Source organism: Acidimicrobiales bacterium (assembly GCA_025455885.1).
Classification (GTDB): Bacteria; Actinomycetota; Acidimicrobiia; order Acidimicrobiales; family Acidimicrobilacustridaceae; genus Rhabdothermincola_A.
Genome location: JALOLR010000008.1, coordinates 136,997 through 162,365, shown reverse-complemented (window position 1 = coordinate 162,365; position 25,369 = coordinate 136,997). Strand labels below are relative to the sequence as shown.

Sequence of the window (25,369 nt, the reverse complement as noted above, 5' to 3'; positions counted from 1 at the left end):
GTGTCGGCGGTCGCCTGGCTCCGAGCCGACCCCCGCCGGCTCGACCTGGCGATCGCCGCCCTGACCTCGCTCATCGGGACGCTGCTCGTGCTGGGCGCCCCCGACGACCACGACGCCGGCTGGCCCGAAGTGGCGGCCGGCGTCGGCGCGTTCGTGCTCGTGGCGTTGCGTCGATGGCAACCGCTCACGCTCCTCGCGATCGCCATGGTCTGGACCACCGTGCACGTGGTGGTCTGGGACCGACCGACGGCGATGGTGTTCGCCGTGCTCGTGCTGCTGACGACCGCCTGCATCCGCCTCGAGCGGTGGCCGGCGATCGCGCTCGGCACGGTGGTCGCCGCCTGGCTCTACACGCTCGGGTATGCGGCCAACGACACCGAGTTCGGCGACGCGCGGGCGATGATCGGGATCGCCTGGACCGCCGGCGCAGTGGGCATCGCCGACGCCACCCGCTCGTGGCGCCGCTACACCGAGAGCGCGGAGGCCGAGCTGCAGGCGGCACTGCTGGCGGCGGAGGCCGAGGCCAGTCGGCAGGTGTCGGAGGAGCGCCTGGTGATCGCCCGCGAGCTGCACGACCTCCTGGCCCACAACCTCTCGGTGATGAACGTGCAGACCGGCGCCGCGCTCCACCTGCTGCGCCGCGATCCCGACCAGGCCGAGGCGTCGTTGATGACGGCGCGTGACGCCGGCCGAACCGTCCTCGACGAGCTGCGGGAGCTGCTGTCGGTGCTCCGACACGAGCACGACGCGGCGGCGCCCATGTCGTCGCTGCCGTCGGCCGACGACGTCGACCGCCTCGTCGACACGATGCGCGCCACGGGGCTCCACGTCGACTGGAACCGTGCCGGAGCGCCGCGCCCCTTGTCGTCGGTGGCGTCGCTCGCCGCCTACCGGATCGTGCAGGAGGGACTCACCAACGCCGCCAAGCACGGCGACGGCTCGGTCGTGCTCACCATGGCGTGGACCGACGACGGGCTGACCATCAGGATCGAGAACCCCACGACCGGGGTGGTCGACGAGACCGGCGCCGGGCTCGGCCTGGTCGGCATGCGCGAGCGGGCGGCCGTCAACGGCGGGCGCCTGTCGATCGATGCCGACGCCGACCGGTTCGTGGTCGAGGCCTGGCTGCCCGTCGACGCGGAGGCGGGGTCGTGACGATCCGCGTGGTGTTGGTCGACGACCAGGCGTTGATCCGCGCCGGGTTCAAGGCGATCGTCGACTCGGCGCCCGACCTCCAAGTGGTCGGCGAGAGCGACGACGGCGCCACCGCGCTCGAGGTGATCCGTGACCGGCGGGCCGACGTGGTGTTGATGGACGTGCGCATGCCCGGCCGCGACGGCATCGCCACGACGCAGGCCATCACCGCCGACGAGGATCTCGCCGGGGTGCGCGTGATCGTGCTCACCACGTTCGAGCTCGACGAGTACGTCGTCGACGCCATGCGCGCCGGGGCCAGCGGCTTCCTCGACAAAGGCGTCGATCCCGACGTGCTCCTCGACGCCATCCGCGTGGTCGCCGGTGGCGACGCCCTGCTCACCCCGAAGGCGACACGTGCCCTGTTGGGGTCGATGACCGGCGCGGCGGCGCCCACCGTTGTCGACGAGGACGCCGTGCGCGTGCTGACGGGGCGCGAACGCGAGGTCGTCGCCATGGTCGGCCGCGGCCTGTCGAACGACGAGATCGCCGACGCCCTCTACCTCTCCCCGCTGACCGTGAAGACCCACGTCAGCCGGGCGATGATCAAGCTCCACGCCCGCGACCGCGCCCAGCTCGTCGTGCTGGCGTTCCGCAGTGGGCTGACCCGCCTCGACGACCTCGGGTGATCCCCGGCCCGACAACCGCCCGGTGTCGGGTCGGCCCACTCCGCAGCGACGGGCGCTGGCCCGTCGGGGAGGGGAGTCCCCACGACCGCCCGACGAATGCACGGGTCGCCTACTCCCCGGGGAGTAGGCGAGAAGCCTCCCGGTGGGGGACTCGGCTCGGCCTCCGAACCCGCACGATGGACGCATGATCCACTTCAGAAACCTCACCAAGGCCTACGGCGAGACCCGCGCCCTCGTTCGTCGTGGGTGGACCAAGTTCTGGTCGGTGCGCTCCACCAGGCTCGCGCTGTTCGCAGCAGGCAGATCGGTCTCCAGCGCGGCGCGAGGAACCCCTCGTTCCTCGTCGTCCGCGAATCGTCTCGTGGCGCGGGTCGCGCTCGTCAGCGCCGCGATGTTGGTCGTGGCCAGTTGTAGCGGTGACGCGGCCGACGACGAGGCGCTGGAGACACCTCAGGTCACGACGACCGCGGCAGTGGTTCCCTGCGATGCCGAACCGGAGGTCCGCACCACCCAGTCCGGAGTCGAGTACGTCCGTACTCCCGACGCGTGCTTCGAGGGACTGCCGGGTTGGCCCTACGAACCGAAGTACGTCGAGATCGACGGGCTCCGCCAGGCCTACGTCGACGAGGGCCCGTCCGACGGCGAGGTCGTCCTGCTCCTGCACGGCCAACCGGCGTGGTCGTACCTGTACCGCGACATGATCCCCGTGCTCGTCGACGCCGGCTACCGGGTGATCGCCATGGACCACCTCGGCATGGGCCGCTCCGACAAGCCGACCGAGATCGACTCCTACAGCTACCTCGGCCACTCCGACCGCCTCGAACAGTTCATCGGCGAGCTCGGTCTGACCGACATCAACCTGTTCGTGCAGGACTGGGGCAGCGTCATCGGCCTGCGCGTGGCCGGCCAGAACCCGGACCTGTTCGCGACCATCGCCGTCGGCGACGGCGCACTCCCCGTGGACCCTGCCGGCACCGAGCTCTACCCGCCGGTCGAGAACCCCGACGAGCTCACCGACCTCACCGCCCCGTACGCCGCGATCCCGCCCCAACAGCCGCTCTTCTACGACGGCTGCGAACCGCTCACCGTCGCCGAGCCGGGCTACTTCGGCAACTGGATGGCCTACGCCATGACGGCGGAGTCGTTCCGGCCGTCCGAGACGGTCGAGGCGTTGACCTGGTTCGACGTCCCCGACGACGAGGAGGCCGCCTACGACGCGCCGTTCCCGAGCCGCACCTACATGGCCGGAACGCGGACCTTCCCGTCGTTGATCAACGAGATTCCGGGCACCACCGAGGCCGCACGGGCTGGTCTCGACGCCTACGAGAAGCCCTTCCTCACCCTCTGGGCCACCAACGACCCCGGCCAGCTCGGGAGCTGCGCGGCCCAGCAGAACTTCATCGACTCGGTTCCCGGTGCCGCGGGTCAACCCCACGACCGTCTCCCCGAGGCGAGCCACTTCCTCCAGGACGATCAGGGCACCGAGATCGCCACCCGACTGGTCGACTGGTACGCCACGGTGTCCGGCTCGGCTCCCAGCAGCACCGACGACCCGGCGACGTCGTCGAGTGGGTGACCGCCGGCGGGACATCGGTGTTCGACTCCGGGCTGGCGTTGAGACGAACAGTCTCATGTGGAGCCGCGACTGCTAGTGTCGGGTCCGGAGAAGGGGGGCGGCCATGTCCAGCACGACGGTCGCGACACAGCGCGCTCGGGGGGCCCGACCATCGACGCTGACCGCTGATCGGCGGCTCGTCTGTGTCGACGCCTTCATCGACCTCGTGCTCGAGTCCGGTTCGCCGCCGACACCCGAAGATGTGGCGGACCGCGCCGGCGTGTCCCGGGCGACCTTCTTCCGGTACTTCTCGACTCTCGTCGAGCTGCGGAACGAAGCCGCGGCTCGTGTGATCGAGCGCTTCCCCGAGCTCTTCACGATCCCGGCCATCGCCACCGGGAGTCTCGACGAACGGATCCGTCGCTTCGTCGACGCCCGAGTCCGGCTCCACGAAGCGCTGCATCCCCTGGAGCTGCTCACGCGATCGCACGCCGCTCACGACGCCGACACCGCGGGCTTCGTCGACGCGGTCCGACAGGTGCACGCCGATCAGGTCCGCCAGCACTTCGAGGCGGACCTGCAACCCCACGGTCTGGCGCGTCGGGACGACATGGTCGCCGCGATCGGCGTGTTGACGTCGGTCGAGTCGTGGCAGCAGTTCCGCCACAGCTTCGGCAGGTCGCCGTTCCAGACGAACCGGGCCTGGCGGACCGCACTCGCCGGCATCCTCGCCGTAGGGTCGAGGATCGACGTGGTGGAGGCCCGATGACCGCCGGCCCGACGCGCCTCGGTTTCCACTTCGACGTGATGTGCCCGTGGGCGTATCAGACCTCGAAGTGGGTCCGTGAGGTCCGCGAGACGGTGCCGCTCGAGATCGACTGGCGGTTCTTCTCCCTCGAGGAGATCAACCGCGAAGAGGGCAAGAAGCACCCGTGGGAGCGGGAGTGGTCCTACGGGTGGGGGATGATGCGCGTCGCCGCGATGCTGCGGCGGGAGTCGATGGACGCCTGTGACCGGTTCTACGAGGCTGCCGGCCGTGCGCTGCACGAGGACGCCCGCAAGCCGCACCGGCCGGACGTGGCCGAGGAGATCTGCCGAGAGATCGGCATCGACCCGGCCGTCGTGCGGGCGGCCATCGACGACCCGACCACCCACGACGACGTGCGTGCCGACCATGACGCCGTCGTCGCCCGCGGCGGGTTCGGGGTGCCGACGTTGGTGTTCGACGACGAGCGCCACGTCTACGGCCCCGTCGTCGCGCCCGCCCCCACCGGCCAGGAGGCGCTCGACCTGTGGGACCTGACCGTCGCCTACAGCAGGGTTCCCCACCTCTACGAGATCAAGACCCCCAAGAGCGACGCCGACCTGGTCCGCATCGCCGACGTCTTCCGTCCGTACCTCGAAGCCCGCGACTGGGAGAGCAGGGAGAAGCCCGCCCGATGACCGCCCGAACCCTCGCCGAACTCGTGTCGGCCCACGAGACGCTCTTCGCCACCTACGTCGACGGGTGCCGCACTCTCAGCGCCGATGAGCTGGCCACGCAGTCGCTGTGCCCCGAATGGGACGTCCGCGGTGTCGTCGCCCACACGATCGGGGTGGAGGCGGTCCTCGACGGCTGGGAGCCGTCGGTCGAGTCACCGCCGCCGTTCGAGAAGCTGGGCGAGCTCGCCGAGGCGATCGACGGTCTGGACGCGGCCGGCGTGGCGGCGGCGGTGGCCGCGGTCACCTCGTCGCGACTGGAGCATCTCCGGTCGATGGCTCCGGGTGTGGTGGATGCGCCGTCGATCACGCCCACCGGCGTGAAGACCTACGGCGACTTCCTGCGGATCCGCGTGTTCGACCTCTGGGTCCACGCGCGAGACATCGCCGTTCCGCTCGGCCGCCCGCTCGACGCCGGCGGGATCGGTGCCGAGCTGGCCCTCGACGAGGTCGCCGGCGCGATCGGCTACATCGTCGGCAAGAAGGTCGGCCTCCCCGACGGCCGCTCCGTCGTCGTGCACGTCACCGGTGGCGTCGAACGCGACATCGCCGTCGTCGTCGACGGCAAGGCCCGACCCGTCGACTCGGTCGCCGACCCCGACATCGAGCTCACCGCGGACGTCGAGACGTTCGTCCTCCTCGCGTCGGGCCGAATCGACCCGGTCGGGCGATGCCGAATGGGGCGAGCGCATGGCCCGCAACCTCGCCTACACCAGGTGAGCCTCGTCGGCCTGGGTGGCATGACCTCCTGAGCTCCGGCACCGCACATCCGACCCGACCCCGGAGACGGTGCGACCCCGACGGGGAGTGTCTCCGAAAGGCCGGGCTCGACACGAAAGGCAGCTGGCGAGCAGCGGTCATCTGATGGCCCGACACGATCCGCGAACGGAGACACCTCGATGAACCCCAACTGAGCGCACGCCAGGCCACGACGCGGGGTCCCTCGAGACCGGGTGCCGCCACGACGGGCTCGGCGCCGATCGACGGCGTCGCTCGCGGCGGCGCCGGCGTCGTCCTACGCTTGCAGTCGATGGCGACCAAGTCCGGTGATCGCGCCGCGTTCTTCCCCGCGATCGAGAAGAAGCACGGCCAGCCGATGGCGCACTGGTTCGACCTCATGGCCGAACGTGCCGGCCAGAGCTACGGCGAGCAGTTCGCCTTCCTCACCGAGGAGCACGGCTTCAGCCGGGCCCATGCCAACGCGCTGGTGATGTACTGCCGGGGCTCGAAATCCTCCAAGCGGTTCGACACCGTCGACGACTACCTCGCCAAGGTCGAACCCGCTGCGGCGGAGACGGTTCGGGCGATCTTCGCAGCGATCGTCGAGGCCCACCCCGACCTGCAACCGGTGGTGGCCTGGAACCAACCGATGCTGCGGCTCGGTGACGACTACGTGTTCGGTGCGGGGGTGCAGTCCAAGCACATCCTGCTCGGCCCGTGGGGCGACCACGCGCTCGACGCGGCCAGGCCGCTGCTCGACGGCTACAAGGTGAACAAGAAGACGGTGCAGGTGCCCCTCGACTGGGATGTCGACGCTTCGATCCTCCTCGCCATGGTGGACAGCCGCCTCGCCGAACTCGGTGACGACGAGCCCTGACCCGTCGGGGTGCCGGTGTCGCCCTGGCCGGTGTGACGCCGATCTGATCCTCGATCCGGCGCGGGACGGGGTTCGCTCGTTCACCCCTGCGAGAGCAGCTCCCGCGGGAAGAGGTCGATGAGGCTCGGCTCGCGCCAGTCCGGGTAGGCGTCGAGCACCTCGACCGGTCGCGGCCGGCCGGACGACTCTTCGGACCTTTCGGTCTGAGTTGGACGCAGCTCGGGGTGAGGTCGACGATCGAATCCAGCGCTGGCAGCGCAGGACCTCGGCCGGTAGCGTCCACTGGGTGCTGGGGGAGTCCTAGCGCAGGTGGGGGGAACCATGTCGAAGTACCTGTTCGCGGCCAGCTACACGGCCGAAGGCATCAAGGGCCTGCAGCAGGCCGGCGCCGCCAGCCGGGTCGCCGCGATCTCCGACATGTGCCAGCAGCTCGGGGGGAGTCTCGAATCGTTCCACTTCGCCTTCGGCGACGCCGATGCGTTCGTGATCGTCGACCTTCCCGACGACACGGCGGCTGCCGCGGCAGCGTTCGCGGTCGGGGCGAACGCCGCGGTCACGGTCGTGACCACGAAGCTCCTGACGGTCGAGGAGGCCGATGCCGCGCTCGGTCGTTCGGTGGCGTACCGCCCACCGGGGAGCTGAGCGGCGCACCGATGCGGTCCGTCGTGGGGGTGGGCGACGGTGAGGTGAGATGCTGGCGGCGAGGTCCCACGAGGGAGAAGCGGCGATGGATCGGGTTCTGGTGACCTACGGGTCCAAGTACGGCGCGACCGCCCAGATCGCCGAGGCGATCGGCCGGGCGATGACCGAGAGCGGTTGGGAGGTCGACGTGGAGTCCGCCGGGTCGGTGCGTTCACTCGAGGGGTATCGAGCCGCCATCGTGGGCAGCGCCGTGTACGCCGCCCACTGGCGCGGCGACGCGCTGCGGTTCCTGAGCCGTCACCGCGACTGGCTCGCCCAGCACCCCGTGTGGCTGTTCAGCAGCGGTCCGGTCGGCGAGGACGACGAGGAAGCGGACGAGGCCGAGACCGAGCACTGGACCAAACCCAAGAAGGTTCAGGAGCTCGCCGTGGAGATCGGTGCCCGGGACCACGTCGTCTTCGGGGGAATGGTCGACGAGGATCGGGGCTTCATCCGCAAACGGATGGCCCGGAACATGCCGGAAGAGGCCCGCGACCGGCGCGATTGGGACGAGATCGCCGCGTGGGCGACCGGGATCGCCTCGGCCCTCGCGTCGGACCCGACACCTCCGACGGCCTCGGGTGAGGTCGGGTAGACCGTCCGCTGGCGGAGGCCCCGGACGCTGGGCGACCGGACCGGCCAGGCGGGTGATCTCGGGGAGCGGGCATTGTGGCGCGGTGCCGACGCACCCCGGGGAGGAGGGCTGGAGAGCGACGGAGGCGTAGCGTGGCGAGACGTGGGCCACATGTCCGGCAGCCTGCGGATCACCAGTCCGGTGGAGGAGGTCTTCCAGGCCGTCGTCGACGAGCCGTCCTGGAACCCGGCCATCCGGTCGGCGACCATGCTCACCTGGGACTGGGAGTACCGGCTGAAGGGGGCCATGCGGTTCGCCCAGTCGCTGTTCGCGCTGTTCGCCGACCGGTGGGAGCGGCGCAAACTGGCTCGGGCTTCGCGACCTGCTCGAGAAGCGCCCGCAGGGCTGACCCGGATCCGACGACGAGGGGAAGTGCGGGGCCCTCCGCGGTGTTGGCGAACGCAGCCGGCTCGTCCGAGCCGAACGAGCGGCCTGGGCACCGATCCCGGGCCGGGCACCGAACGGTCGACCACGAGGGGGACGCATGGAGATCGCCGTCATCGGCACCGGGTTCATCGGGGGGATCCTGGGGAGGGCCCTGGCCGGTTCCGGGCACACCGTCACCTTCGGGGCCCGCCGCCCCGACGAGAACCAGGTCGCCGAGGGCACCACGGCCACCGTGGCGACGATCCCCGACGCAGTGGGCGCGGCCGAGGTCATCATCCTCGCCGTGCCCGGAGCGGCGGTCGCCGACCTGTCCGCGCGGCACGGCGACCTCCTGGCCGGGAAGCTGGTGATCGACGCCACCAACCAGATGGGTCAGCCCGTCGCCAACGCCCGGGCCTCGCTCCCGCCTTCGGTGCGCTACGCCCGGGCGTTCAACACCCTCGGTGGCGAGAACATGGCCCAGCCCCAGTTCGCGGACGGTCCCGCCGACATGTTCTTCTCCGCGGGCGACGCTGACCGCGCCGTCGTCGAGGAGGTCATCCGAGGGGTCGGCCTGAACCCCGTCGACCTCGGCGAGGACCACGAGGAGCTCGTCGACGCGCTGTTCCGGGTCTGGATCGCCCTCGCCATCGGGCAGGGGAGAGGCCGCCGCCTCGCCCTCCGGCTCATCGATCGATGACCCGCCACCCCAGGCGGGACCCGCTGATCCGCTCGACCACGGCGGCGACACCGATTGTGAGTGGTCGAGAACGTCGACGTACCGTGCCCGGTGGTCCTGGTGGTGTTGGCGCTCGTCTCGGGGCTGTCGTTCCTCTACTACGGGTCCGGGGTCCTGTCCCGCACTGACCTGAAGGACGAGTTCGAACGGTACGGACTGCCTGGCTTTCGTCGACTGGTGGGCCTCCTGGAGATCCTCGGCGGAACAGCGGTCATGCTCGGCCTGGCCTTCGCGCCGCTGGGGGCCATCGCTGCGGCCGGGCTCACGACGATGATGGCCCTCGGGCTGATCGTGCGCCTCAGGATCCACGACCCACCGCGTCTCATGATGCCCGCCGCGTCACTCGGCGCCCTCAACGCCGTGCTGTTCGTGCTCTTCCTCACGCAGTGAGGTCTCAGTGACGCGGCGGCGACGCCTCACCGACGCCTCACTGCGCCGTGAGTGACGCGTCCACCGGCGTCGGGCGGCGGTCGTTGCCGTTGAGCACCGCAGAGATCGTGGACAGCGAGAAGACGGTGAGCGCCGGCAGGTAGCGCTTCACGGGGTCTCCGACCTTGATGTGCATGCCGATGGCGCCCAGCATGAACGCCGCCAGACCGATCGAGGCCGGCCGCGTGACCCGCGGGACCACATTTCCCGCGAGCATCAGGCCCGCCAGGCCCACCTTGGCCGCACCCACGGCGTACATCTGGGTCTCCGAGAGCCCGTACACCTCGAACTCCTCTTTCATGTTCTTCGCGTCGCCCCCCCGGTAACCGGTGTCCTTGTTGAACCGGTTGAACCAGACGTTCAGGATCCACAGCGCTGCCACGGTCTGGGCGACCTTGCCGATCAACTTCATGGTTGGCGTGTCCTTTCGGCAGACGGCCGAGCACCGGGCACCGGTCGTTGCGACGCCCGGGCAAGCTACCCGACGGTTGCCAGCGCCGACCGGCCGGGCCCCAGGCCGTGGCGGCGGACCGGTCAGCCGGCGTACAGGACCGAGTTCTCATTCGGGCCGCGTGCACGATGGTCGTCTGCACCCTCCCGAAGTCGAGCGCGCTCGGACTCGAGCAGGACCGCCCCGGTCGGTCCTCGTCGCCTGCCCCGCCAGTGCGTTGCCCGCTCCGAGGCTGGCCATCGCTTCGTCCTCGACCTCGTCGGCCGTCCCCTCGGTGAGCCCCGAGCGGGGGAGTCGCTTCCCGAACCGGCTCATGCGCCTGGCACACGCCCCGGTCTTCAAGGGCCCAACCCGCCTGGCCACGGGCTGAGGTCAGGCCGACGCCGAACGTACGGAGCCACGCCGGAGGGTGACGTGGAACGGCTCCGGAAGCGTCGGCAACCGGTTCCTGCGAGCCCGGCTCAGGTCGACGGGCTGGTGCGCTGACCGAGGCCGGCGTCGCGGGCGCGGAGGGCGGCGTCGGTGCGGTCGGTGGCGTGGAGCTTGTTGAGGATGTTCGAGACGTGGTTGGCGACGGTGCGCGGGCTGAGGTGCAGTGCCCCGGCGATCTGCGGGTTGGTGGCGCCGCTGGCGAGGTGGTCGAGGACTTGGAGCTCCCGGTCGGTCAGCTCCGAGAACGGGGCCGCAGCGGCTGGCCGCGCCTCGTCCGTGAGGAGGCTGAGCACCCGTTCCGCGATGCCGGCGCCGAAGATCGCATCGCCTCTGGCGACGGAGCGGATGGCATGGTCGAGCTCGCCGGGTTCGGCGCCTTTGAGGACGTAGCCCCGGGCTCCGGCGCGCATGGCGGCGAAGACGCTGGCGTCGTCATCGAGCATCGACACGACGAGCACAGCGATCCGAGGGTTGGTGGTCGTGATGGCGGCGGTGGCCGCGACTCCGTCGAGGTCGGGCAGGCCGAGGTCCATGAGGACGACGTCGGGCTCGAGCGTCGCGGCGAGTGCGACGGCGTCACCGCCGGTCGAGGCATCGCCGACGTGTTCGAGGCCGGGCAGTGTGCCGATGAGCGCTCGAGCGCCTTCGCGGATGAGTGCATGGTCGTCGACGACCATCACCCGGATCGGTCGATCGTTCATCGAGGGCTCTGCCGCGGGACGGTGATCGTGACAGTGGTGCCCGATGGTTCGATGTCGTGGTGTTCGACGGAGGCGCCGATGCTGGCCGCGCGGTGCGCCATCGTGGTTCGACCGAGTCTCGGCACTGTGCCGTTGATCCCGCAACCGTCGTCGCTCACCTCGATCCGGATGGCACGGTCGTCCACGGTGCCGATGATGGCGCATCGGGTCGCTCGGGCGTGGCGGGCGATGTTCGTGACGGCCTCGACGATGATCCAGCGCAGCTGCTCGGAGACGGGTCGGCCCAGCGTCGGGATCGTGGTGAGGTCGACCTCGAGTTCGATCCCCGCCGGGTCGAGGAGCCGGAGGCCGTCGGTGTTGACCGCATCCTGCAGTGTGCAGGCGGCGTCCCGATCGTCGAGGGAGTAGATCAGACGTCGGACGTCGGCGAGCGTCTGCTGGAGGTCCCGTCGCGCGGCGAGGACGAGATCCTGACTGGCGGTGATGCCGCTGGTGGCGAGGTGGTTCCTGGCGGCGTCGAGCTTGAGGGTGACGGCGGTGATCGAGGACCCCAGGCCGTCGTGGAGGTCGCGTTGGATGCGGCGACGCTCGTCGTCACGGGCGTTGACGGCGTCGTTGCGGGCCTGTTCGAGGTCGTCGATCAGGGCGATGGCGGCGAGCGCGGAGCCGATCTGGTGGGCCACGTCGGTGAGGAGCTGGGTCTCGGCCCCGGTGAGCTCGTCGGTGCCGCGTCGCAAGGTCACACGTAGCGTCCCGAGTGGTCGACCGTGATGGTCGACGGGAAGGTCGACGTGCCCGTCGAGATCGCCGGGTTCTCCGGCCGCGGCGACGGAGCGGCCGGTGGTGTCGAGGACCTCCACGGCGGGGAGGCGGAGCTGCTCGGCCAGGGTTGCGGCGACCGCGTCGATCCCGGCGGACGGGTCGGCGGCAGCGCTGAGCCGGCTGGCGGTCGCAGTGACGACGAGGTGGGGGTCGTCGCGCCGTCCGTAGAAGGCCCGGTTCACACCCCGTCGCATCACCGTCGAGACCGGGACGAGGACGGCGATCGCGACTGCGGCACCGAGCGTCGAGGCGATCGTGCCGCTCGACCCGATCACCAGCGACACCCCGGTGACGATCGCGCCGTAGATGGCGAGACCGGCGACGAGGGTCGATGTGGCGAGCAGGGCTCGACGGATCACGACGTCGACGTCGTAGGCCCGCCACTGCAGGATCGCGATCACGATCATCGCCTGCGCGGCCAGCGTGTAGACGATCGCGAGCGCGGCACCCACGCCGACGGGTGCCGTGGCGACGACGACGGGGACCGGCAGCATCGACAACTGGATCCACGTCACCCACCGGTACTGGCGACGCACCTCCCCCGAAGTGGACCGCCAACGTGTCGCTGTCCACAGCATCGGCGTGAGGATGGCGAGGAGACCGATGAAGCCGAGCGGTCCCGCGAGCGCGTCGACGACCGGCTCGAGAGCGTCGACGCCGATCGGGTTGACGACACCGGGGATCGCGCCATCCGGCTTGGACGGGACCGTCATGATCGTGCCCGGCGCCAGTGCCGTCACGACGATCGTCAGCCCGGCAACCCCGGCGACGAAGACGACCAGGCCACGGTGGAGTCGGCTGACGATGCGACCGTCGGGGAACAGCAGGAAGGCGAGGCCCAGTGCGACCTCCCGGATGTGCCACGTCCACGAGAACGTCCACAGACCCCAGTCGACCCCCGGCCAGCTCCGACCCACCGCTGCGGTTGCCCACGCCGCCCCGGTCGCCGCGATCGAGACACCCAGCGCTGCGGCGAGGAACAACCAGCCGACCGCGACGTTCGGGCGTCGTCGGGCGAGCCACCAGCCCGAGAGCACGAACCCGGGCACGAAGGCGATGGTGATCCACTCACCGACCTCGCCAGCCGAACCGGCATCCGCGGCGATCGCAGCCAGGACCACGGTGGCCGCCGTGGCGGCTGCGGTCACCGTGACGAGCGAGACCCGGAGGATGCGTGGACGAGCGTCGATCCCGCAGAGTCTGACGGATCCGAGCCGGCATGTCCCGAGGGACGGTTCACGTCGTGGCCGTGAGGATCTCACGCTCACGACCTGAAGCGGGACTCATGACAGATGACGACCACGTGGCGTCCACTGAAGCGGCCCACGAAATGCATGACGAAAGGACCCGCCATGGCGATCATCGCCCTGCTCATCCTCACCCCACTGCTCGGATTCCTCGCCCCCAGCCGACGCCTGGCCCTCGCCATCCTGGTCGCGGTCTGGGCGATCATCTTCCCGTTCCAGACCGACGATGTCCTGCGCGCCGCCGACGGCGACCTGCCCGGCGAGCTCGGTGGCACGATCGCCTACTTCGCGGTCAACTACGCCGCGCTCGCCGTCGCCGTCCTGACGACGAACTGGCTCTCACGTCGTCGCCACGCCGACCACGTGACGCCGGAGACCGCCCGATGATCCGCCGCCTCGCACCGCTGATGATCGCTTCGCTCATGATGGCTGCCGGTTGCTCCGACGACACGAGCAACACGTCGGTCACCCCGCCGGTCGCGGACAGCCCGGCGGCGCTCACCGAGGAGGCGTTCGTGGCGCAGGCCAACGCGATCTGCGCGACGGGCAACGCCGAGATCGATGCGCTGGCCGCCGAGGCGTTCGGCTCCGGGACCCCACCGACCGACGAGCAACTGCTCGACGTCCTCGACCAGGTGCTCGCCAACGTGAACGCGCAGATCGAAGCGATCGACGCACTCGAGCCACCGCCCGAGCTCGCGGCCACCGTCGACGAGTGGCTGAGCGCCGGACGATCCGGCCTCGAGGCGGCACGCGCCCAGGGAATCGCCTTCTTCGACCCGGCCGGAGAGAACCCGATCTCCGCCGAAGCCAACCGCCTCGCCACCGGCCTCGGCGTCACCGAGTGCGCATGAGCTGGAGAGGTGCCTGACTGCGGTGGCTCACGATCGGATCAGCCCATCTCGACGCTGTTGCCACGGCGCCTGCGCGTGCCGGCGACTCGTGCGCCGAGGGCGACGAGGCCGATGCCGACGCCGACGATGACCAGGTTGACGGCCCCGTAGCCGTAGTACTGGCCGAGGTCCTGGTCCGGGAACGGTCCACCGAACGCAGAGGTGTCGCCGCCGGCCCAGTCGAGCAAGAGCCCGGCGGTCTGGAAGGTGAACACGAAGAGTGCGGCGGCGAGGTACGCGATGTAGGCAACGGTGCGGTTGCGGACGAAGAAGCCGAGTGGGAATGCGGTGAGGATCATCAGAACGAGTGCCATGTGACGCACCGTAAGGAGATGCGCCGGTGCTGTGCATCGGTGCTGGTTCGGATCGCACGTGTCGGTGACGCGTACGCGCCAGCACCGACGACGGCACCTCGATGGGTTCGCGATGATGTGAAAGTGACGTCTCGTACTCGCCATCGGGTGCTGATGGCAGGCTCGATCGGCGCGTACGCCGTGGGTCTCGGCGGGATGGTCGTCGTCGAGGCGCGGTTGGGGCTGGACTCGCCGGCGTGGTCACTCGCTGCCGTCGCGGGACTGTCGGTGGCCTTGGGGTTGTTGGTGGCTGCGCGGTGTCCGCAGAGCCCGGTCAGCGTTGGGCTGGTGCTGTTGGGCGCGGCACCGACGCTGGTCTCTGCCATCGAGGAGTGGGCCGCTTCGTGGCAGTCCGAGGCGCCGTTGCCTGCAGCCGACCTCGTCGCTCGCTGTGCCCAGGGCGTCTGGGTGTTCAACCTGGCGGGCTTCGTGGTCCTCGCCGCTACGTTCCCGTCGGGTCGGCTTCCGGGACGGCGGTGGGCGGCGGTGCCATGGGCGTTCCTCGGTATCGGCCTCGCCGCCGGGGTGGTGCTCGCGGCGCAGCCCGATCAGTACGTGGGCGCCGGAGGCGAGGTCCCTGGCAGCCCACCGTTCGAGCTGCCCCCGGCGGTGAACACGGTGGCGATGCTCGCCGTGGCCGGCGGCCTGATCGCCGTGTTGGGGTTGTCGGTCGCGGCGGTTCTGCTCCGCTACCGGGACGGCGACTCGGTTGTGCGTGCCCAGTTGCGCTGGTTCATCGTCGGTGCCGGGTCGGTGCCGACGTTGCTGGTCGCGGGCTGGATCGCCGAAGCTGTGGGTGCGCCGGTTGCGCTCGCCTACACGCCGTTCATGGTCGCCATGTTGGTGCTCCTGCCTGCGGCCGTCGCGGTCGGCGTGTTGCGCTATGACCTGTTCGATCTCGATCGGGTGGTCGGCGGCGCGCTGGCCGCGGCCCTCACGGTGGTCGTCGCCGCCGGTGTCTTCGCCGTGGTGGTCACGGCGGTCTCGCAGACCGGAGCGTCGTGGCTGGGTGTCGGGTCGGCCGGCGGTCTCGCAGTGGGGTCCTTCGCGACGGCGCTTCTGCTCCATCCGATACATCGGCTTCTCCGCCGTCAGGTCGGTGCCCTGCTCGATCCGGATCGTGCGGTGATGCTGTCGGAGATCCGCCGGTTCGTCGACGCGGTCCGCGACGGTGACGCCGCACCCGAGCAGGTGGAGATGCAGCTCCGCCGATCCCTCGACGACCCGGGCCTGGAGCTGCTTCTGAACACGCCGGGGCACGAAGGTTTCGTCCGCCTCGACGGCTCCGCCAGCGGTGACGTCTCCGCCACCGAACCCGGGCGGGTCATCGGCCTGCAGCGGCACGATCGCACCGTCGGAGCGGTGATGCTGTCCCGGGTCTCCAAGCGGCGGGTGAGGCGCGCGCGCGAGGCGGTGATCGAGTGCCGCCTCGCGATCGATGTAGCCCGGCTTCGCCTCGAGTTGCGAGAGGCGCTGGACGATGTCCGCGACAGTCGTCTGCGACTGGTCGAAGCCGCTGCGATCGAGCGTCGCCGGTTGGAACGCGACCTCCACGACGGCACCCAACAGCAACTCATCGCGATCGGCATGCGGCTGCGTTCCGTGCAACGCCGCCTCAGTGACGACCCTGATGCCGTTGCCGACATCGACCTCGCCGTGCAGTCACTCGAGGCAACAGTCGCCGACCTGCGCCGCCTTGCCCACGGCATCCGACCGGCCCTACTCGACGACGGACTCGCCACGGCGCTCGCCCGCCTGACCGCCGACATCCCTCTGCCGATCGAGGTCACCATCGGTGACGTCGAGGTGAGCGACCTGGTCGCCACGACCGTGTACTTCGTCGTGGCCGAAGGGATCACCAACGCGCTCAAGCACGCCGCCGCGAACCAGATCACCGTCGACGTGCGCGCCGAGGGCGACGGACTCCGGATCGAGGTGGCCGACGACGGCGCCGGCGCACCCATGTCAGGAGCCCGTCCGTACGGCGACGCCCCGGTCGGTCGCGGGCTGTCCTCGCTGACGGATCGGGTCACCGCACTCGGCGGCCGTCTCACGATCACGAGCGAACCCGGACGCGGCACGACCCTCCTGGCGGTGCTGTGACGCTCCGCCTGGTCGTCGCCGACGATGCCGCCTTGTTTCGCGAAGGCCTCATCCGCCTGCTCGGAGAAGCAGGACACACTGTCGTCTCGGCAGTCGGCGATGCCCGCGCGTTGGTGGAGGCCGTCGAAGCCGAGCAACCAGACCTCGCGATCGTGGACGTGCGAATGCCGCCCGACGGGACCGATGACGGTGTGCGCGCCGCCGTCGAGCTGCGCGAACGCGACCCGGCGCTGCCGGTACTGCTGTTGTCGCAGCACATCGAGATCAGGCGTGTCGCCGAGCTCGCCGGTACCAACGGCTTCGGCTACCTCCTCAAGGACCGTGTGCTCGACGTCGACGACTTCCTCGACGCGATCACGCGAGTGGCCGGTGGCGGCTCGGCGCTCGATCCCACCGTCGTCGCCACCTTGGTCACGCCGCAGCGCGGAAGCGGAGCATCATCACTCGAGCGGCTGACGGACCGAGAACGCGACGTGCTCGCCCTGGTCGCGCAGGGCCTCACCAACGCCGGTGTCGCCCGCCGCCTCGTGGTCTCGGAACGAACCGTCGAAGCCCACCTCCGCGCCGTCTTCCTCAAGCTCGGCATTACCGACAACGGGGACGACCACCGGCGGGTACGCGCCGTCATCGCGTTCCTCGCTGGCTGACAGGGACCGCTCGACACGCAGACGCGACGCGACCAACCACCGCATCCGAGCCCCGGTGGGAGCGGATGTGACGCTGGCGGCTCACAACCCGGTCGAGGGCTCGGGGAGACCCCGGCGGTACCGGCGAGGGGTGGCGCCCGCTACGTCGCTCTCGCCGAGGCGGTCGAACGTCCACTGCTGACCGCGGATCGCCGGCTCGTCAACGCCGCCGGTCTCCGGTGTGCGGCCGAGGTGGTGTGAACGGCGCAGGAAGCGTGTCGGGGACGACGAGCCCTGACCCGTCGGGGTGGTGATGGTCCCGGAATATGTTGGGGCCATGGACGACCTCGACAACGTGCGGATCGTCGACGCCGACCGGGTGCGCACCATCTCGATGCACCGTCCCGAGCGGCTCAACGCCTTCGACGGGGGTCTGGTGTGGGACCTCTTCGCCGCCCTCCGCGCCGCCGCCGTCGATCCCGAGGTGCGCGTCGTCGTCCTGACCGGCAGCGGCCGGTCCTTCAGCACCGGGGCCGACCTGAAGGCGCTGGCCGAACCCCGCACGGAGCCCGACGACACCGAGGCAACCGGAGACACCGACGACGTCGAGGAGACCGGTGACGGCAGTGGGTTCGATCGGCTCCTCGACACCCTGGCCGACTTCCCCAAGCCCCTCCTGATGGCCGTGAACGGCTATGCCGTCGGGTTCGGCATGACCATGCTGGCCTTCGCCGACGTCGTGTTCATGTCCACCGAGGCCCGCCTGCGGTGCCCGTTCACCGAGCTCGGCGCACCCACCGAGGCCGGGTCGAGCTACCTGTTCCCCCGACTCCTCGGCCGCCAACAGGCCGCCTGGACGCTGCTGTCGTCGGAGTGGATCACCGCCGACCAGGCCCTGGCCATGGGGCTGGCCTGGCAGCTCTGCGACCCCGACGAGCTGCTCGACGTCACCGCCGACCACGCCCGACGCCTCGCCGTCCACACCCCCGAGGCCCTGACCCAGGTGAAGCGGCTCCTCAACGCCCCCGAGCGAGCCGAGCTCGCCGCCGCCTTCGACCGCGAGCGCGACGCCCTCGCGGTGTTCGTCGCCGGCTTCGCGTCGCCCACTTAGGCGGGCCGGCGGAACCGCGGCCCGGGCGTCGGCGCGCCTCGTCACCCCGGTCCGTGCCGACCACCGGCGGCGCGAGGGAGTGCAACGACGAGGGCGTCAGCGGTCGTGCGGACCCACGAATCGTGGGTGGCGGTCGGGTGCGTCGGGCGGTGCGTGGAGGGGTGGTCGTGGTGGTGGCGCCCCGGGTCGATCAGATCCAGTGCCGCCGCTCGGAGCGCCTCGGGGAGCACGTCGAACCCTCGGCCATCGGTGATCGACGACCGTGCGTCGAGGAGCTGCAGGGCGGTCATCTGCTCGGTTCCGTCGGGTCGCCGCGTCCATTCGATCGAGGTGGCGTCGTCGAGCTCGGTCCGGCCGATCGGCCCCGGTGGCGCCTCGGAGCGCACCGACACGGTGAGGACGTCGCCCACCGGCCGGTAGCGCAGCCGGACCTCGACGGTCTCCTCGTCCCGCCCGCCCGGGCTCATGCCGCACCCACCGCCTCGCGCAGCACGGCCCGGATGCGGGTGAGCTCCCGGTTGGCGTAGGCCCGGCTCAGCCCCACCCGGTCGGCCGCCTCGGTGACGGTGCAGCCGCCGCCGTCGACGAGCAGCACCAGCGCCCGGTCGCGCCACGGGCGGCGCAGACCGTGGGCGTCCACGTGGAGGCGGGCCCCCTCGGCGCGCTGGATGCGCTCGGAACGACGCAGCTGGTCGGCACGGGACCGCAACGCCACCGCCGCGAACGCCTCCGGGGCGTAGTTGGCCATGTACTCGGCCCGACGGGGCCAGAACTGCGTGGCCACGAGCTGGACGAGGTCGTCGGCCACGTCGATGCCGTGGCGCCGAGCCGCCAGGTGCTGGACGGTGCGGACGACGACGGCGAGGTAGGCCTCGGCCGCCGGGTCCGCAGTGGGACAGGGGGAAGGTGAAGAGCGCAACGTGTGCCTCCGGGGTCCGCCGATGAGGAGCACCCTCAGCATCCCCGGGGGGTGTGACACCCGCTGTGCGGACCGGCCGTGACGGCCGCCCCTGCCGTCGGGTTCGGCGGGCTCACACCTGCTCGGCGCACTCCAGGCGACCGTCGGCGATGGCGCGTGTGAACCGGTGGTAGTCCTCCAGGTTCAGTGCTGCGTAGTTCTCGGCGAACGTCACGATCGCCTCGTCCAGCGTGGCGCTCTTCCCGGCGTAGGAGTGGATGGCGACCGCGTCGCCGGAACGGGCGTGGCCGCGCGCCAGCGTCATGCCGCACAGGTCGGCGTAGAAGGTGAGCTGCTCGGCGGTGACGCCCTCGGCCTCCACGTCGACGGAGCCCTTCCAGTCCCGCAGCTGGCGCACGTAGTAGTGGACGCCGGCGAGGTCGCCCGTGGTCCAGCCCAGGAAGATGTCGGATGTCGCCTGCACCAGGCGCTGGCCTTCGACCACGCGTCGGCCCTGGTGCTCGTACGGGCTCGGCGCGAGGTACTCGGCGAGCACCGAGGGACCCGCCTCCTTGATCTGCAGGAACAGCGGGTCACTGTTGTCGCGGCCGCGCAGCAGGGCGACGAGGCAGCGGGTGCCGACGCTGCCGACGCCGACGACCTTGACGCCGACGTCCACCAACTCGTAGCGGTCGAGCAGTGCGGCGCGATTGTCGTCGAGCGTCGTCGCGTAGCTGGCGAGGCTGCGGTCCACCGCCGCCCGGAGCTGCTCCTGGTCCTCGTCGCCCGGCAGTCGCTCCAGCGGGAACAGCACGGGGGGCTCGTGACGGATCCGCCATCGTCCGTCGACCACCTCGGCCAGCTTCTCGAGCGCCTGCTGACTGGTCTTCCGCGTCGCCTTCTTGCGGAACCTGTCCAGGCGCTTGTCCATCTCCTTGGCCGACATGCCGCTGTCGGCACCGATGTCGTCGACGTCGACGTAGTCGTACCAGAGCGAGAGGAAGCCCTGCCCCGCGAACCGACCCATCGAGGTCCGGTACGCCCGGACCACCTCGGCGGCGATCGAGCGCGTGGCGACCGCCGGGAGACCGTGGAACTGGCTCGCCACCACGAAGCTGGCGGCCAGCCGCTTCAGGTCCCACTCCCAGGGGCCCGCGAGCGTCTCGTCGAAGTCGTTCTGGTCGAACACCAGGCGACGCTCCGGTGAGGCGTAGGCGCCGAAGTTGGACAGGTGGGCGTCGCCTCCGAGCTGCACCTCGATTCCCGAGACCGGGGTGGCTGCGAGGTCCGCGGCCATGATCCGAGCCGCGCCGCGGAAGAAGGTGAACGGCGACACCGACATCCGCGCGTGGCGGATGGGCACGAGCCACGGCACCCGACTGGCGTTCTGTTCCTCGAGCAGCGTCACCGGATCGCGTCGGTTCGGGCTCGGCGTCCAGTCCGCATGGGAGGACCGGGGGGTCGTTCGACGCGCCGAGCGGCCGATCTCGATGCTGTCGTCGACGGACGGGTGGGACATGGCAGTGACTCCTCGGCGCAGGGTGTTCGATGTCGGGCCGTCGGCTCGTCCTCCGCGACGTCCCGGCGACACGACCGTGGTGATCCTGACCCTTCCGGCGCCCGTTGTCCTCGCCCCCATGAGGTGAACGTCCGAAACACCGGGACGACGACCTGCGGCCCCGTCCGGCGGAGGACAGTAGCGGAGACGATCACCCATCGCGGGTGAGGAGCAGGCGCTCCAGGTGGCCGTGCGGTTGTCGACGCTGACGGCGCTCGGACCGGTTCCGCCGATCCGTGGGACCCCGCTCTCCCGACCGCATCCGGCCGCACGGGGTGCGGGGGGCCGGGTTAGCGTCACCGGGGATGAGCAGGAAGCGCTGGGCCGACTACAGCCAGGGTCAACAGGCCGCCATCATCGTCGCCGCGGCGGTCGAGCTGGCGATGACCGCAGTGGCGCTGCGGGACCTGGCCGGGCGCCCCGCCGACCAGGTGCGGGGTCCCAGGTGGGCGTGGGCGCTCGGGTGCTTCGTGCAACCCGTCGGGCCCGTCGCCTACCTGGCCTTCGGCCGGAAGCCGGTTCCACCGCAGGGGTGAGCCATGCCCGCCGGGGACATGCCCCGGCGCGGTCGAGCCGGGCGGATCGATCTGGGCTTCGGCCCGGGGCAGGGCCTCTACAGTTCGTCGGATGACGACCTCGCGTCGCACCTGGCGGATGGCCGTGGCCGGCATGGCCCTCCTGGTGGTGTCGATCACCCCTGTCGCCGCCCAGGAGGCCCCTCCGAGTACCCCGTCACCCGCCGAGGGCGCGACGGGTGTCGACGAGGCGGTGGACGTCGTCATCAAGGTGGCGGAGCCGTTCGTCTTCGAGGGGGAGACCCCCCGAGGCTTCAGCATCGACCTGTGGGAAGAGGCCGCCGGTCGGGCGGACCTCGTCAGCAACTACCAGTGGGTCGACACCGTCGGGGCGCAGCTCGACGCGGTTCGTAGCGGCGCGGCCGACGCCGGTGTCGCCGCGATCAGCATCACCGCCGAGCGCGAGGAGACCCTCGACTTCTCGAAGCCCATCTTCAACTCGGGGCTCCAGGTCATGACCCGCCCCGCCGACGGCGTGTCGTTGACCGACACCTGGTCCACGCTCTTCGCCGGGCCGGTCGAGTGGCTGATCGTCCTCATGGTCGGCCTGTCCCTCATCGTCGGAGCGGTGATCTGGCTCGTCGAACGGCGCGACAACCCCGACTTCCACCGCGACGCCCGCCACGGCATCTTCGACGGGCTGTGGTGGGCGATGGTCACCATGATGACTGTCGGGTACGGCGACCGCGTCCCCCGCCGTCGCATCGGTCGGGTGCTCACCATCATGTGGATGGTGGTCGGGGTGGTGTTCATCGCCAACTTCACCGCCGTCATCACCACCAACCTCACCGTCGAGCAGATCCAGGGTCAGGTCGGCGGCGTCGACGACCTCGAGAGCGGCCGGGTCATCACGGTGCGGGGCACCACGTCGGAGACCTACCTCCGCGAGAGCGGCATCGAAGCCGTCCTCGTCGAGACCGCCGACGAGGCGTTCGCCACCCTCGAGCGCGGCGACACCGACGCAGTCGTCTACGACTCGCCCATCCTGCGCTACTTCGCCGAGACCGAAGGACGGGGGAAGGTCACGATCGTCGGACCCGTCTTCGACAGGGAGTACTACGGGATCGCGTTGGCACCCGGCAGCCCGCTCACCGAGCGTCTCGACCAAGCCCTCCTCTCCATCGCCGAGGACGGCACCTACGACGTCATCTACGAGAGGTGGTTCGGCACCGACCGTTGAGGCGGCGGGGAACCGCGGTTGCCGGACCCGGTGCCGCCCGCCCGGGGCCGACACCGGCCGAGACCGGTCCTAGGCTGGCCGTCGCTCGCCGGGTACCTGAAGGGGAGGGGGCGGTGGTCCAGGGAGAGGCAGGCCAGGGGGCCGACGGGCTGTCCGGCGTGTCGAGGTCCAAGATCAGCGCGCCGCGGCTGCGCTCACCCGAGCTGCCGCGACGAGCGCTGCTCGATCGCCTGGACGGCGCCGACGCCCGGCTGGTCGTCCTGCGCGGTCCGGCCGGGGCGGGCAAGACCACCCTCGCCCGGCAGTGGGTTGCCCGCGACCGCCGGCCCGCCGCATGGCTGACGTTGGATGCCGCCGACGACGACCCCGTCCGGTTCGTCCGCAACCTGGTGGCGGCGCTCGATGCCGGCGCCGCGGTGCCGGAGGCGGTGGCCGCGGCCGCGGCGCCGCACCCCGACGTCGAGGACGGCGTGCTCGCCGCGCTCGGGCGCTGCTGGGACGCCGGCCCCGACCGGATCCTCGTTGTCGACGATGCGCAGGAGCTGCAGTCCCCCGAGGCGCTGGCCGTGCTCCGCCGGGTCCTCGACATGGTCCCCGACGGATCGACGGCCGTGGTGTGCTCGAGGGCGCTGCCGGCCATCAGGTGGGCTCGGCGCCTGGCCGGCGGCGACGCCCAGATCCTCGGCGGCCAGGACCTGGCCTACAGCCACGAGGAGGCGGCCGAGGTGGTCCACCGGGCGCTGCCGGGCCTCGCCCCCGAGGCCGTGTCGTCCCTGATCGAGGTGACCGGGGGGTGGCCGGCCGCCCTCCAGCTGGCCGTGCTGGCCATCCGGGGCCGACCGGACGCCGCCCGGCGGGTGCCGGACCTCCCACTCCGCGATCCGGCGCTCCAGGCGTACTTCCACGACGAGGTCCTGGCCGGCCTCGACCCCGACGACCGGGCGTTCCTGGTGCGCACCTCGGTGCTGGAGCAGCTCTGTGGGTCGCTGTGCGACGCCGTCGTGGAGGGGGAGGGCAGCGGCGATCGCCTGGAGCGGCTCGCGTCGTCGGAGAACCTCTTCGTGGCGGGCCTGGACGACGACGGCATGTGGTACCGCTACCACGCGCTCTTCCGGGAGCTTCTCCTGGCGGAGCTGCGCTCGCCCGTGCCCGGGGAGGAGCCTCGCCTGCGACGGCGGGCCGCCGAGTGGCTGAGCACGGCCGGTCACGCCGACGCGGCGGTCCGCCAGGCCGTGGGGAGCGGTGACCCCGTCCTCGCCGGACGCGTGGCGGTGGAGCACCTGATGGAGTGCATGAACGCCGGCCAGACCGCCACGGTCGAGGGCTGGCTGCTCGCCGCCGGCGAGACCATGGTGGCCGAGAGCGCCGGTCTGGCGGTCTCGGCCGGGTGGGTCGCCCTGACCCGCGGACGGGGCGAGGAGCTGGACCAGCGCCTCCGCCTCCTGCGCGACCTCCCGCCGGCCGACGGGTCCACCGACCAGCTGCAGAAGGCACGCGACGCGCTCTTCGTGGTGAGCGGTTCGGGTGGGACGACGGAGACCCACGCCGCCGCCCGGCGGCTCGTCGCCCTGGGCCCGGTGGGGAACCCCTGGTGGACGCTGGCCGCGCTGCTCGAGGCCGTCACGGGCCACATGCTCGGCGAGCTCCCCGACCCCCGGGAGCGGCTCGCGTTCGTCGCGTCCGCGAGCGCCCCGCTCTCGACGATCGATCTGGTGGCCCGGTCACAGCTGGCGCTCTTCGACCTCAGGTCCGGTGACCGGGGCGCCGGTCAGCGTCTGGCGCTGGAGCTCCGCCGCCAACTCGACGAGTCGAACCTGGCCGGCTTCCCCCTCAACGCCATCGTGCTCGCGGTCGCCGCCCTCGCCGAAGCCCAGCTGGGTCGCACCAACGACTGGCGACACTCCGCCGACCTGTGCCGAGGGCATCTCCTGTCGCTGTCGGGCAGCGTGCCACGCGCCCAGGTGCAACAACGGCTGGTGCTCGCCGAAGCGGCGTTGGCGGGCCGGGACGTGCCCCTGGCACGGCGGTTCCTGGAGGAGGCGGAGCCCTACCGGCGCCAGGAGCCCGACGTCGTCCTGCTGCACGACTGGGCGCGTGATCTGGGGGACCGTGTCGCGTCCCGACTGGCGTCGCGGGGCGGTGTGGTCGACGAGCTCACCGAGGCCGAGCTCCGGGTCCTCGACCACCTGGCCACGCACTGGACGCTCGGCGAGATCGGCCAGCACCTCTACGTATCGCGCAACACCGTGAAGTCCCACACCATCGCCATCTACCGCAAGCTCGGGGTGTCCGGCCGCAGCGCCGCGGTCGAGCAGGCCCGCAACGTGGGCCTCCTCGACCGCTGAACGGGAGCGACGCCCGCTCGGACCTCGGCGACGTCGCGACCGTGCCCCGCGGTCGGCGGCCACCCTCCCCGCCTGGTGTTCATCCGTTGTGGGTGAGGCGGCCGGGCTGCGGCGGGTGCATCGTCGGGCCGGCGGGGAACGACCCCGATCGACGCCGTTGGGCCGGGAGGCGTGGCGATGAGTGACACCGATGCCGAACTGGGACCGATCGACTACCTGGTCGTCGAGTTCCCCGCCGGTCAGCAGCACTTCTCCGGAGCGGTGCTCGACGAGCTGACGTCGTTGGTCGAGGCCGAGCTGGTCAGGGTCCTGGACCTCATGGTGCTGACCAAGGACGCCGACGGGTCCGTCGACGTGGTCGAGTTCGAGGACCTCGGCGACCGCGACTCCCTCGCCGCCCTCGAAGGGCAACTGGCCGAGGTGCTGGCCCTCGAGGACGTGGAGCACCTGGCCGAGGCGATGGAGCCGGGCAGCACGGCCGGCGTGCTGGTCTGGGAGAACACGTGGGCGGCGCCGTTCGCGGTCGTCGCCCGGGAGTCCGGTGGCCAACTGATCGCCAGTGGCAGGATCCCCACCCAAGCGCTGATCGCGGCGATGAGCGTCGCCGTCGAGGAGGACTGACGATGCCGATCCGACCGGGACGTGTGGGGCGAGGAGGGGTCATCGGGGCACCGGTGGCGCGGACCGCAGCCACGGTGGGGACCGCCGCAGTGGTGGCCCACGGGGTGCGACGGCGCGGCGACCGCCGCGAGGATCGACGTGACGACCGGG

At 71.1% G+C, this 25,369-nt stretch carries 27 protein-coding genes; 20 read left to right on the top strand and 7 right to left on the bottom strand.

Translation table 11 applies throughout. The annotated features are described in order from the left end of the window. From MUE36_08490 to MUE36_08440, 11 genes are all read left to right on the top strand, one after another. Positions 1-1,155: a histidine kinase gene (locus MUE36_08490; GenBank protein ID MCU0310967.1), complete on the top strand. Its 1,155-nt coding sequence runs from the start codon at positions 1-3 to the stop codon at positions 1,153-1,155. Continuing rightward, complete coding sequence (locus MUE36_08485; GenBank protein MCU0310966.1) at positions 1,152-1,823, top strand: response regulator transcription factor; 672 nt, start codon at positions 1,152-1,154, stop codon at positions 1,821-1,823. Before MUE36_08490 ends, MUE36_08485 begins: the two co-directional genes overlap by 4 nt. Before the next feature lie 184 nt (positions 1,824-2,007). Beyond that, entirely contained in the window at positions 2,008-3,399 is a 1,392-nt protein-coding gene (locus tag MUE36_08480) for a haloalkane dehalogenase (GenBank protein ID MCU0310965.1), read from the top strand. 103 nt (positions 3,400-3,502) lie between these two features. Further along, positions 3,503-4,147 (top strand): TetR/AcrR family transcriptional regulator, encoded by a 645-nt coding sequence (locus MUE36_08475; protein MCU0310964.1) that lies wholly within the window; start codon positions 3,503-3,505, stop codon positions 4,145-4,147. Next, on the top strand, positions 4,144-4,821 hold the full coding sequence (locus tag MUE36_08470) for a DsbA family protein (protein ID MCU0310963.1): 678 nt from the start codon (positions 4,144-4,146) through the stop codon (positions 4,819-4,821). The genes MUE36_08475 and MUE36_08470 overlap by 4 nt, the downstream gene beginning before the upstream one ends. After that, complete coding sequence (locus tag MUE36_08465) at positions 4,818-5,609, top strand: maleylpyruvate isomerase family mycothiol-dependent enzyme (GenBank protein MCU0310962.1); 792 nt, start codon at positions 4,818-4,820, stop codon at positions 5,607-5,609. The genes MUE36_08470 and MUE36_08465 overlap by 4 nt, the downstream gene beginning before the upstream one ends. A 278-nt stretch (positions 5,610-5,887) precedes the next feature. Continuing rightward, positions 5,888-6,454: a DUF4287 domain-containing protein gene (locus MUE36_08460; GenBank protein ID MCU0310961.1), complete on the top strand. Its 567-nt coding sequence runs from the start codon at positions 5,888-5,890 to the stop codon at positions 6,452-6,454. A gap of 321 nt (positions 6,455-6,775) precedes the next feature. Next, positions 6,776-7,096, top strand: coding sequence for a GYD domain-containing protein (locus tag MUE36_08455; GenBank protein MCU0310960.1), 321 nt, complete (start codon positions 6,776-6,778; stop codon positions 7,094-7,096). 85 nt (positions 7,097-7,181) lie between these two features. After that, positions 7,182-7,730 carry a flavodoxin domain-containing protein gene (locus tag MUE36_08450; GenBank protein ID MCU0310959.1) on the top strand — a complete coding sequence of 183 codons (549 nt, stop codon included), beginning with the start codon at positions 7,182-7,184 and terminating at the stop codon, positions 7,728-7,730. 523 nt (positions 7,731-8,253) lie between these two features. Then, the gene (locus MUE36_08445) at positions 8,254-8,835 is read left to right on the top strand and encodes an NAD(P)-binding domain-containing protein (GenBank protein MCU0310958.1); all 582 of its coding nucleotides are present in this window, start codon (positions 8,254-8,256) and stop codon (positions 8,833-8,835) included. 60 nt (positions 8,836-8,895) lie between these two features. Beyond that, on the top strand, positions 8,896-9,264 hold the full coding sequence (locus tag MUE36_08440) for a DoxX family protein (protein ID MCU0310957.1): 369 nt from the start codon (positions 8,896-8,898) through the stop codon (positions 9,262-9,264). 37 nt (positions 9,265-9,301) lie between these two features. On the opposite strand, the gene MUE36_08435 is transcribed toward MUE36_08440, so the two are convergent. The 3 genes from MUE36_08435 to MUE36_08425 all read right to left on the bottom strand — a co-directional run bounded on the left by MUE36_08435 (position 9,302) and on the right by MUE36_08425 (position 12,857). Next, complete coding sequence (locus tag MUE36_08435; protein ID MCU0310956.1) at positions 9,302-9,715, bottom strand: DoxX family protein; 414 nt, start codon at positions 9,713-9,715, stop codon at positions 9,302-9,304. A 500-nt stretch (positions 9,716-10,215) separates the two neighbouring features. After that, positions 10,216-10,887 carry a response regulator transcription factor gene (locus MUE36_08430; protein ID MCU0310955.1) on the bottom strand — a complete coding sequence of 224 codons (672 nt, stop codon included), beginning with the start codon at positions 10,885-10,887 and terminating at the stop codon, positions 10,216-10,218. Then, positions 10,884-12,857 carry a histidine kinase gene (locus MUE36_08425; protein ID MCU0310954.1) on the bottom strand — a complete coding sequence of 658 codons (1,974 nt, stop codon included), beginning with the start codon at positions 12,855-12,857 and terminating at the stop codon, positions 10,884-10,886. The genes MUE36_08430 and MUE36_08425 overlap by 4 nt, the downstream gene beginning before the upstream one ends. A 204-nt stretch (positions 12,858-13,061) precedes the next feature. On the opposite strand from MUE36_08425, the gene MUE36_08420 reads away from it, so the two are divergent. Both MUE36_08420 and MUE36_08415 read left to right on the top strand, forming a co-directional pair. Further along, positions 13,062-13,343 (top strand): hypothetical protein, encoded by a 282-nt coding sequence (locus MUE36_08420; protein ID MCU0310953.1) that lies wholly within the window; start codon positions 13,062-13,064, stop codon positions 13,341-13,343. Then, positions 13,340-13,810: a hypothetical protein gene (locus tag MUE36_08415; protein ID MCU0310952.1), complete on the top strand. Its 471-nt coding sequence runs from the start codon at positions 13,340-13,342 to the stop codon at positions 13,808-13,810. Before MUE36_08420 ends, MUE36_08415 begins: the two co-directional genes overlap by 4 nt. A 38-nt stretch (positions 13,811-13,848) precedes the next feature. On the opposite strand, the gene MUE36_08410 is transcribed toward MUE36_08415, so the two are convergent. Then, positions 13,849-14,163, bottom strand: a complete 315-nt coding sequence (locus MUE36_08410) for a hypothetical protein (protein ID MCU0310951.1) — start codon at positions 14,161-14,163, stop codon at positions 13,849-13,851. 153 nt (positions 14,164-14,316) lie between these two features. On the opposite strand from MUE36_08410, the gene MUE36_08405 reads away from it, so the two are divergent. The 3 genes from MUE36_08405 to MUE36_08395 all read left to right on the top strand — a co-directional run bounded on the left by MUE36_08405 (position 14,317) and on the right by MUE36_08395 (position 18,042). Then, positions 14,317-16,305, top strand: a complete 1,989-nt coding sequence (locus MUE36_08405; GenBank protein MCU0310950.1) for a histidine kinase — start codon at positions 14,317-14,319, stop codon at positions 16,303-16,305. After that, positions 16,302-16,952 carry a response regulator transcription factor gene (locus MUE36_08400; GenBank protein MCU0310949.1) on the top strand — a complete coding sequence of 217 codons (651 nt, stop codon included), beginning with the start codon at positions 16,302-16,304 and terminating at the stop codon, positions 16,950-16,952. The genes MUE36_08405 and MUE36_08400 overlap by 4 nt, the downstream gene beginning before the upstream one ends. A gap of 316 nt (positions 16,953-17,268) precedes the next feature. Next, positions 17,269-18,042 carry an enoyl-CoA hydratase/isomerase family protein gene (locus MUE36_08395; protein MCU0310948.1) on the top strand — a complete coding sequence of 258 codons (774 nt, stop codon included), beginning with the start codon at positions 17,269-17,271 and terminating at the stop codon, positions 18,040-18,042. A 41-nt stretch (positions 18,043-18,083) separates the two neighbouring features. Here MUE36_08395 and MUE36_08390 read toward each other — a convergent pair whose 3' ends face one another. The 3 genes from MUE36_08390 to MUE36_08380 all read right to left on the bottom strand — a co-directional run bounded on the left by MUE36_08390 (position 18,084) and on the right by MUE36_08380 (position 20,459). Then, positions 18,084-18,509: a hypothetical protein gene (locus MUE36_08390; protein ID MCU0310947.1), complete on the bottom strand. Its 426-nt coding sequence runs from the start codon at positions 18,507-18,509 to the stop codon at positions 18,084-18,086. After that, positions 18,506-19,003 (bottom strand): hypothetical protein, encoded by a 498-nt coding sequence (locus MUE36_08385; GenBank protein ID MCU0310946.1) that lies wholly within the window; start codon positions 19,001-19,003, stop codon positions 18,506-18,508. Before MUE36_08385 ends, MUE36_08390 begins: the two co-directional genes overlap by 4 nt. 70 nt (positions 19,004-19,073) lie before the next feature. Then, positions 19,074-20,459: a DUF2252 domain-containing protein gene (locus tag MUE36_08380; protein MCU0310945.1), complete on the bottom strand. Its 1,386-nt coding sequence runs from the start codon at positions 20,457-20,459 to the stop codon at positions 19,074-19,076. A gap of 344 nt (positions 20,460-20,803) precedes the next feature. Between MUE36_08380 and MUE36_08375 the strand changes: the two genes are divergently transcribed. The 4 genes from MUE36_08375 (at position 20,804) to MUE36_08360 (ending at position 25,219) form a co-directional block, all read left to right on the top strand. Then, positions 20,804-21,034 (top strand): PLD nuclease N-terminal domain-containing protein, encoded by a 231-nt coding sequence (locus MUE36_08375; protein MCU0310944.1) that lies wholly within the window; start codon positions 20,804-20,806, stop codon positions 21,032-21,034. 91 nt (positions 21,035-21,125) lie between these two features. Then, entirely contained in the window at positions 21,126-22,253 is a 1,128-nt protein-coding gene (locus MUE36_08370; protein ID MCU0310943.1) for a transporter substrate-binding domain-containing protein, read from the top strand. A gap of 113 nt (positions 22,254-22,366) precedes the next feature. Continuing rightward, positions 22,367-24,598: an AAA family ATPase gene (locus MUE36_08365; GenBank protein MCU0310942.1), complete on the top strand. Its 2,232-nt coding sequence runs from the start codon at positions 22,367-22,369 to the stop codon at positions 24,596-24,598. 177 nt (positions 24,599-24,775) lie between these two features. Next, positions 24,776-25,219, top strand: a complete 444-nt coding sequence (locus tag MUE36_08360) for a DUF6325 family protein (GenBank protein ID MCU0310941.1) — start codon at positions 24,776-24,778, stop codon at positions 25,217-25,219. Positions 25,220-25,369 lie beyond the last annotated feature (150 nt).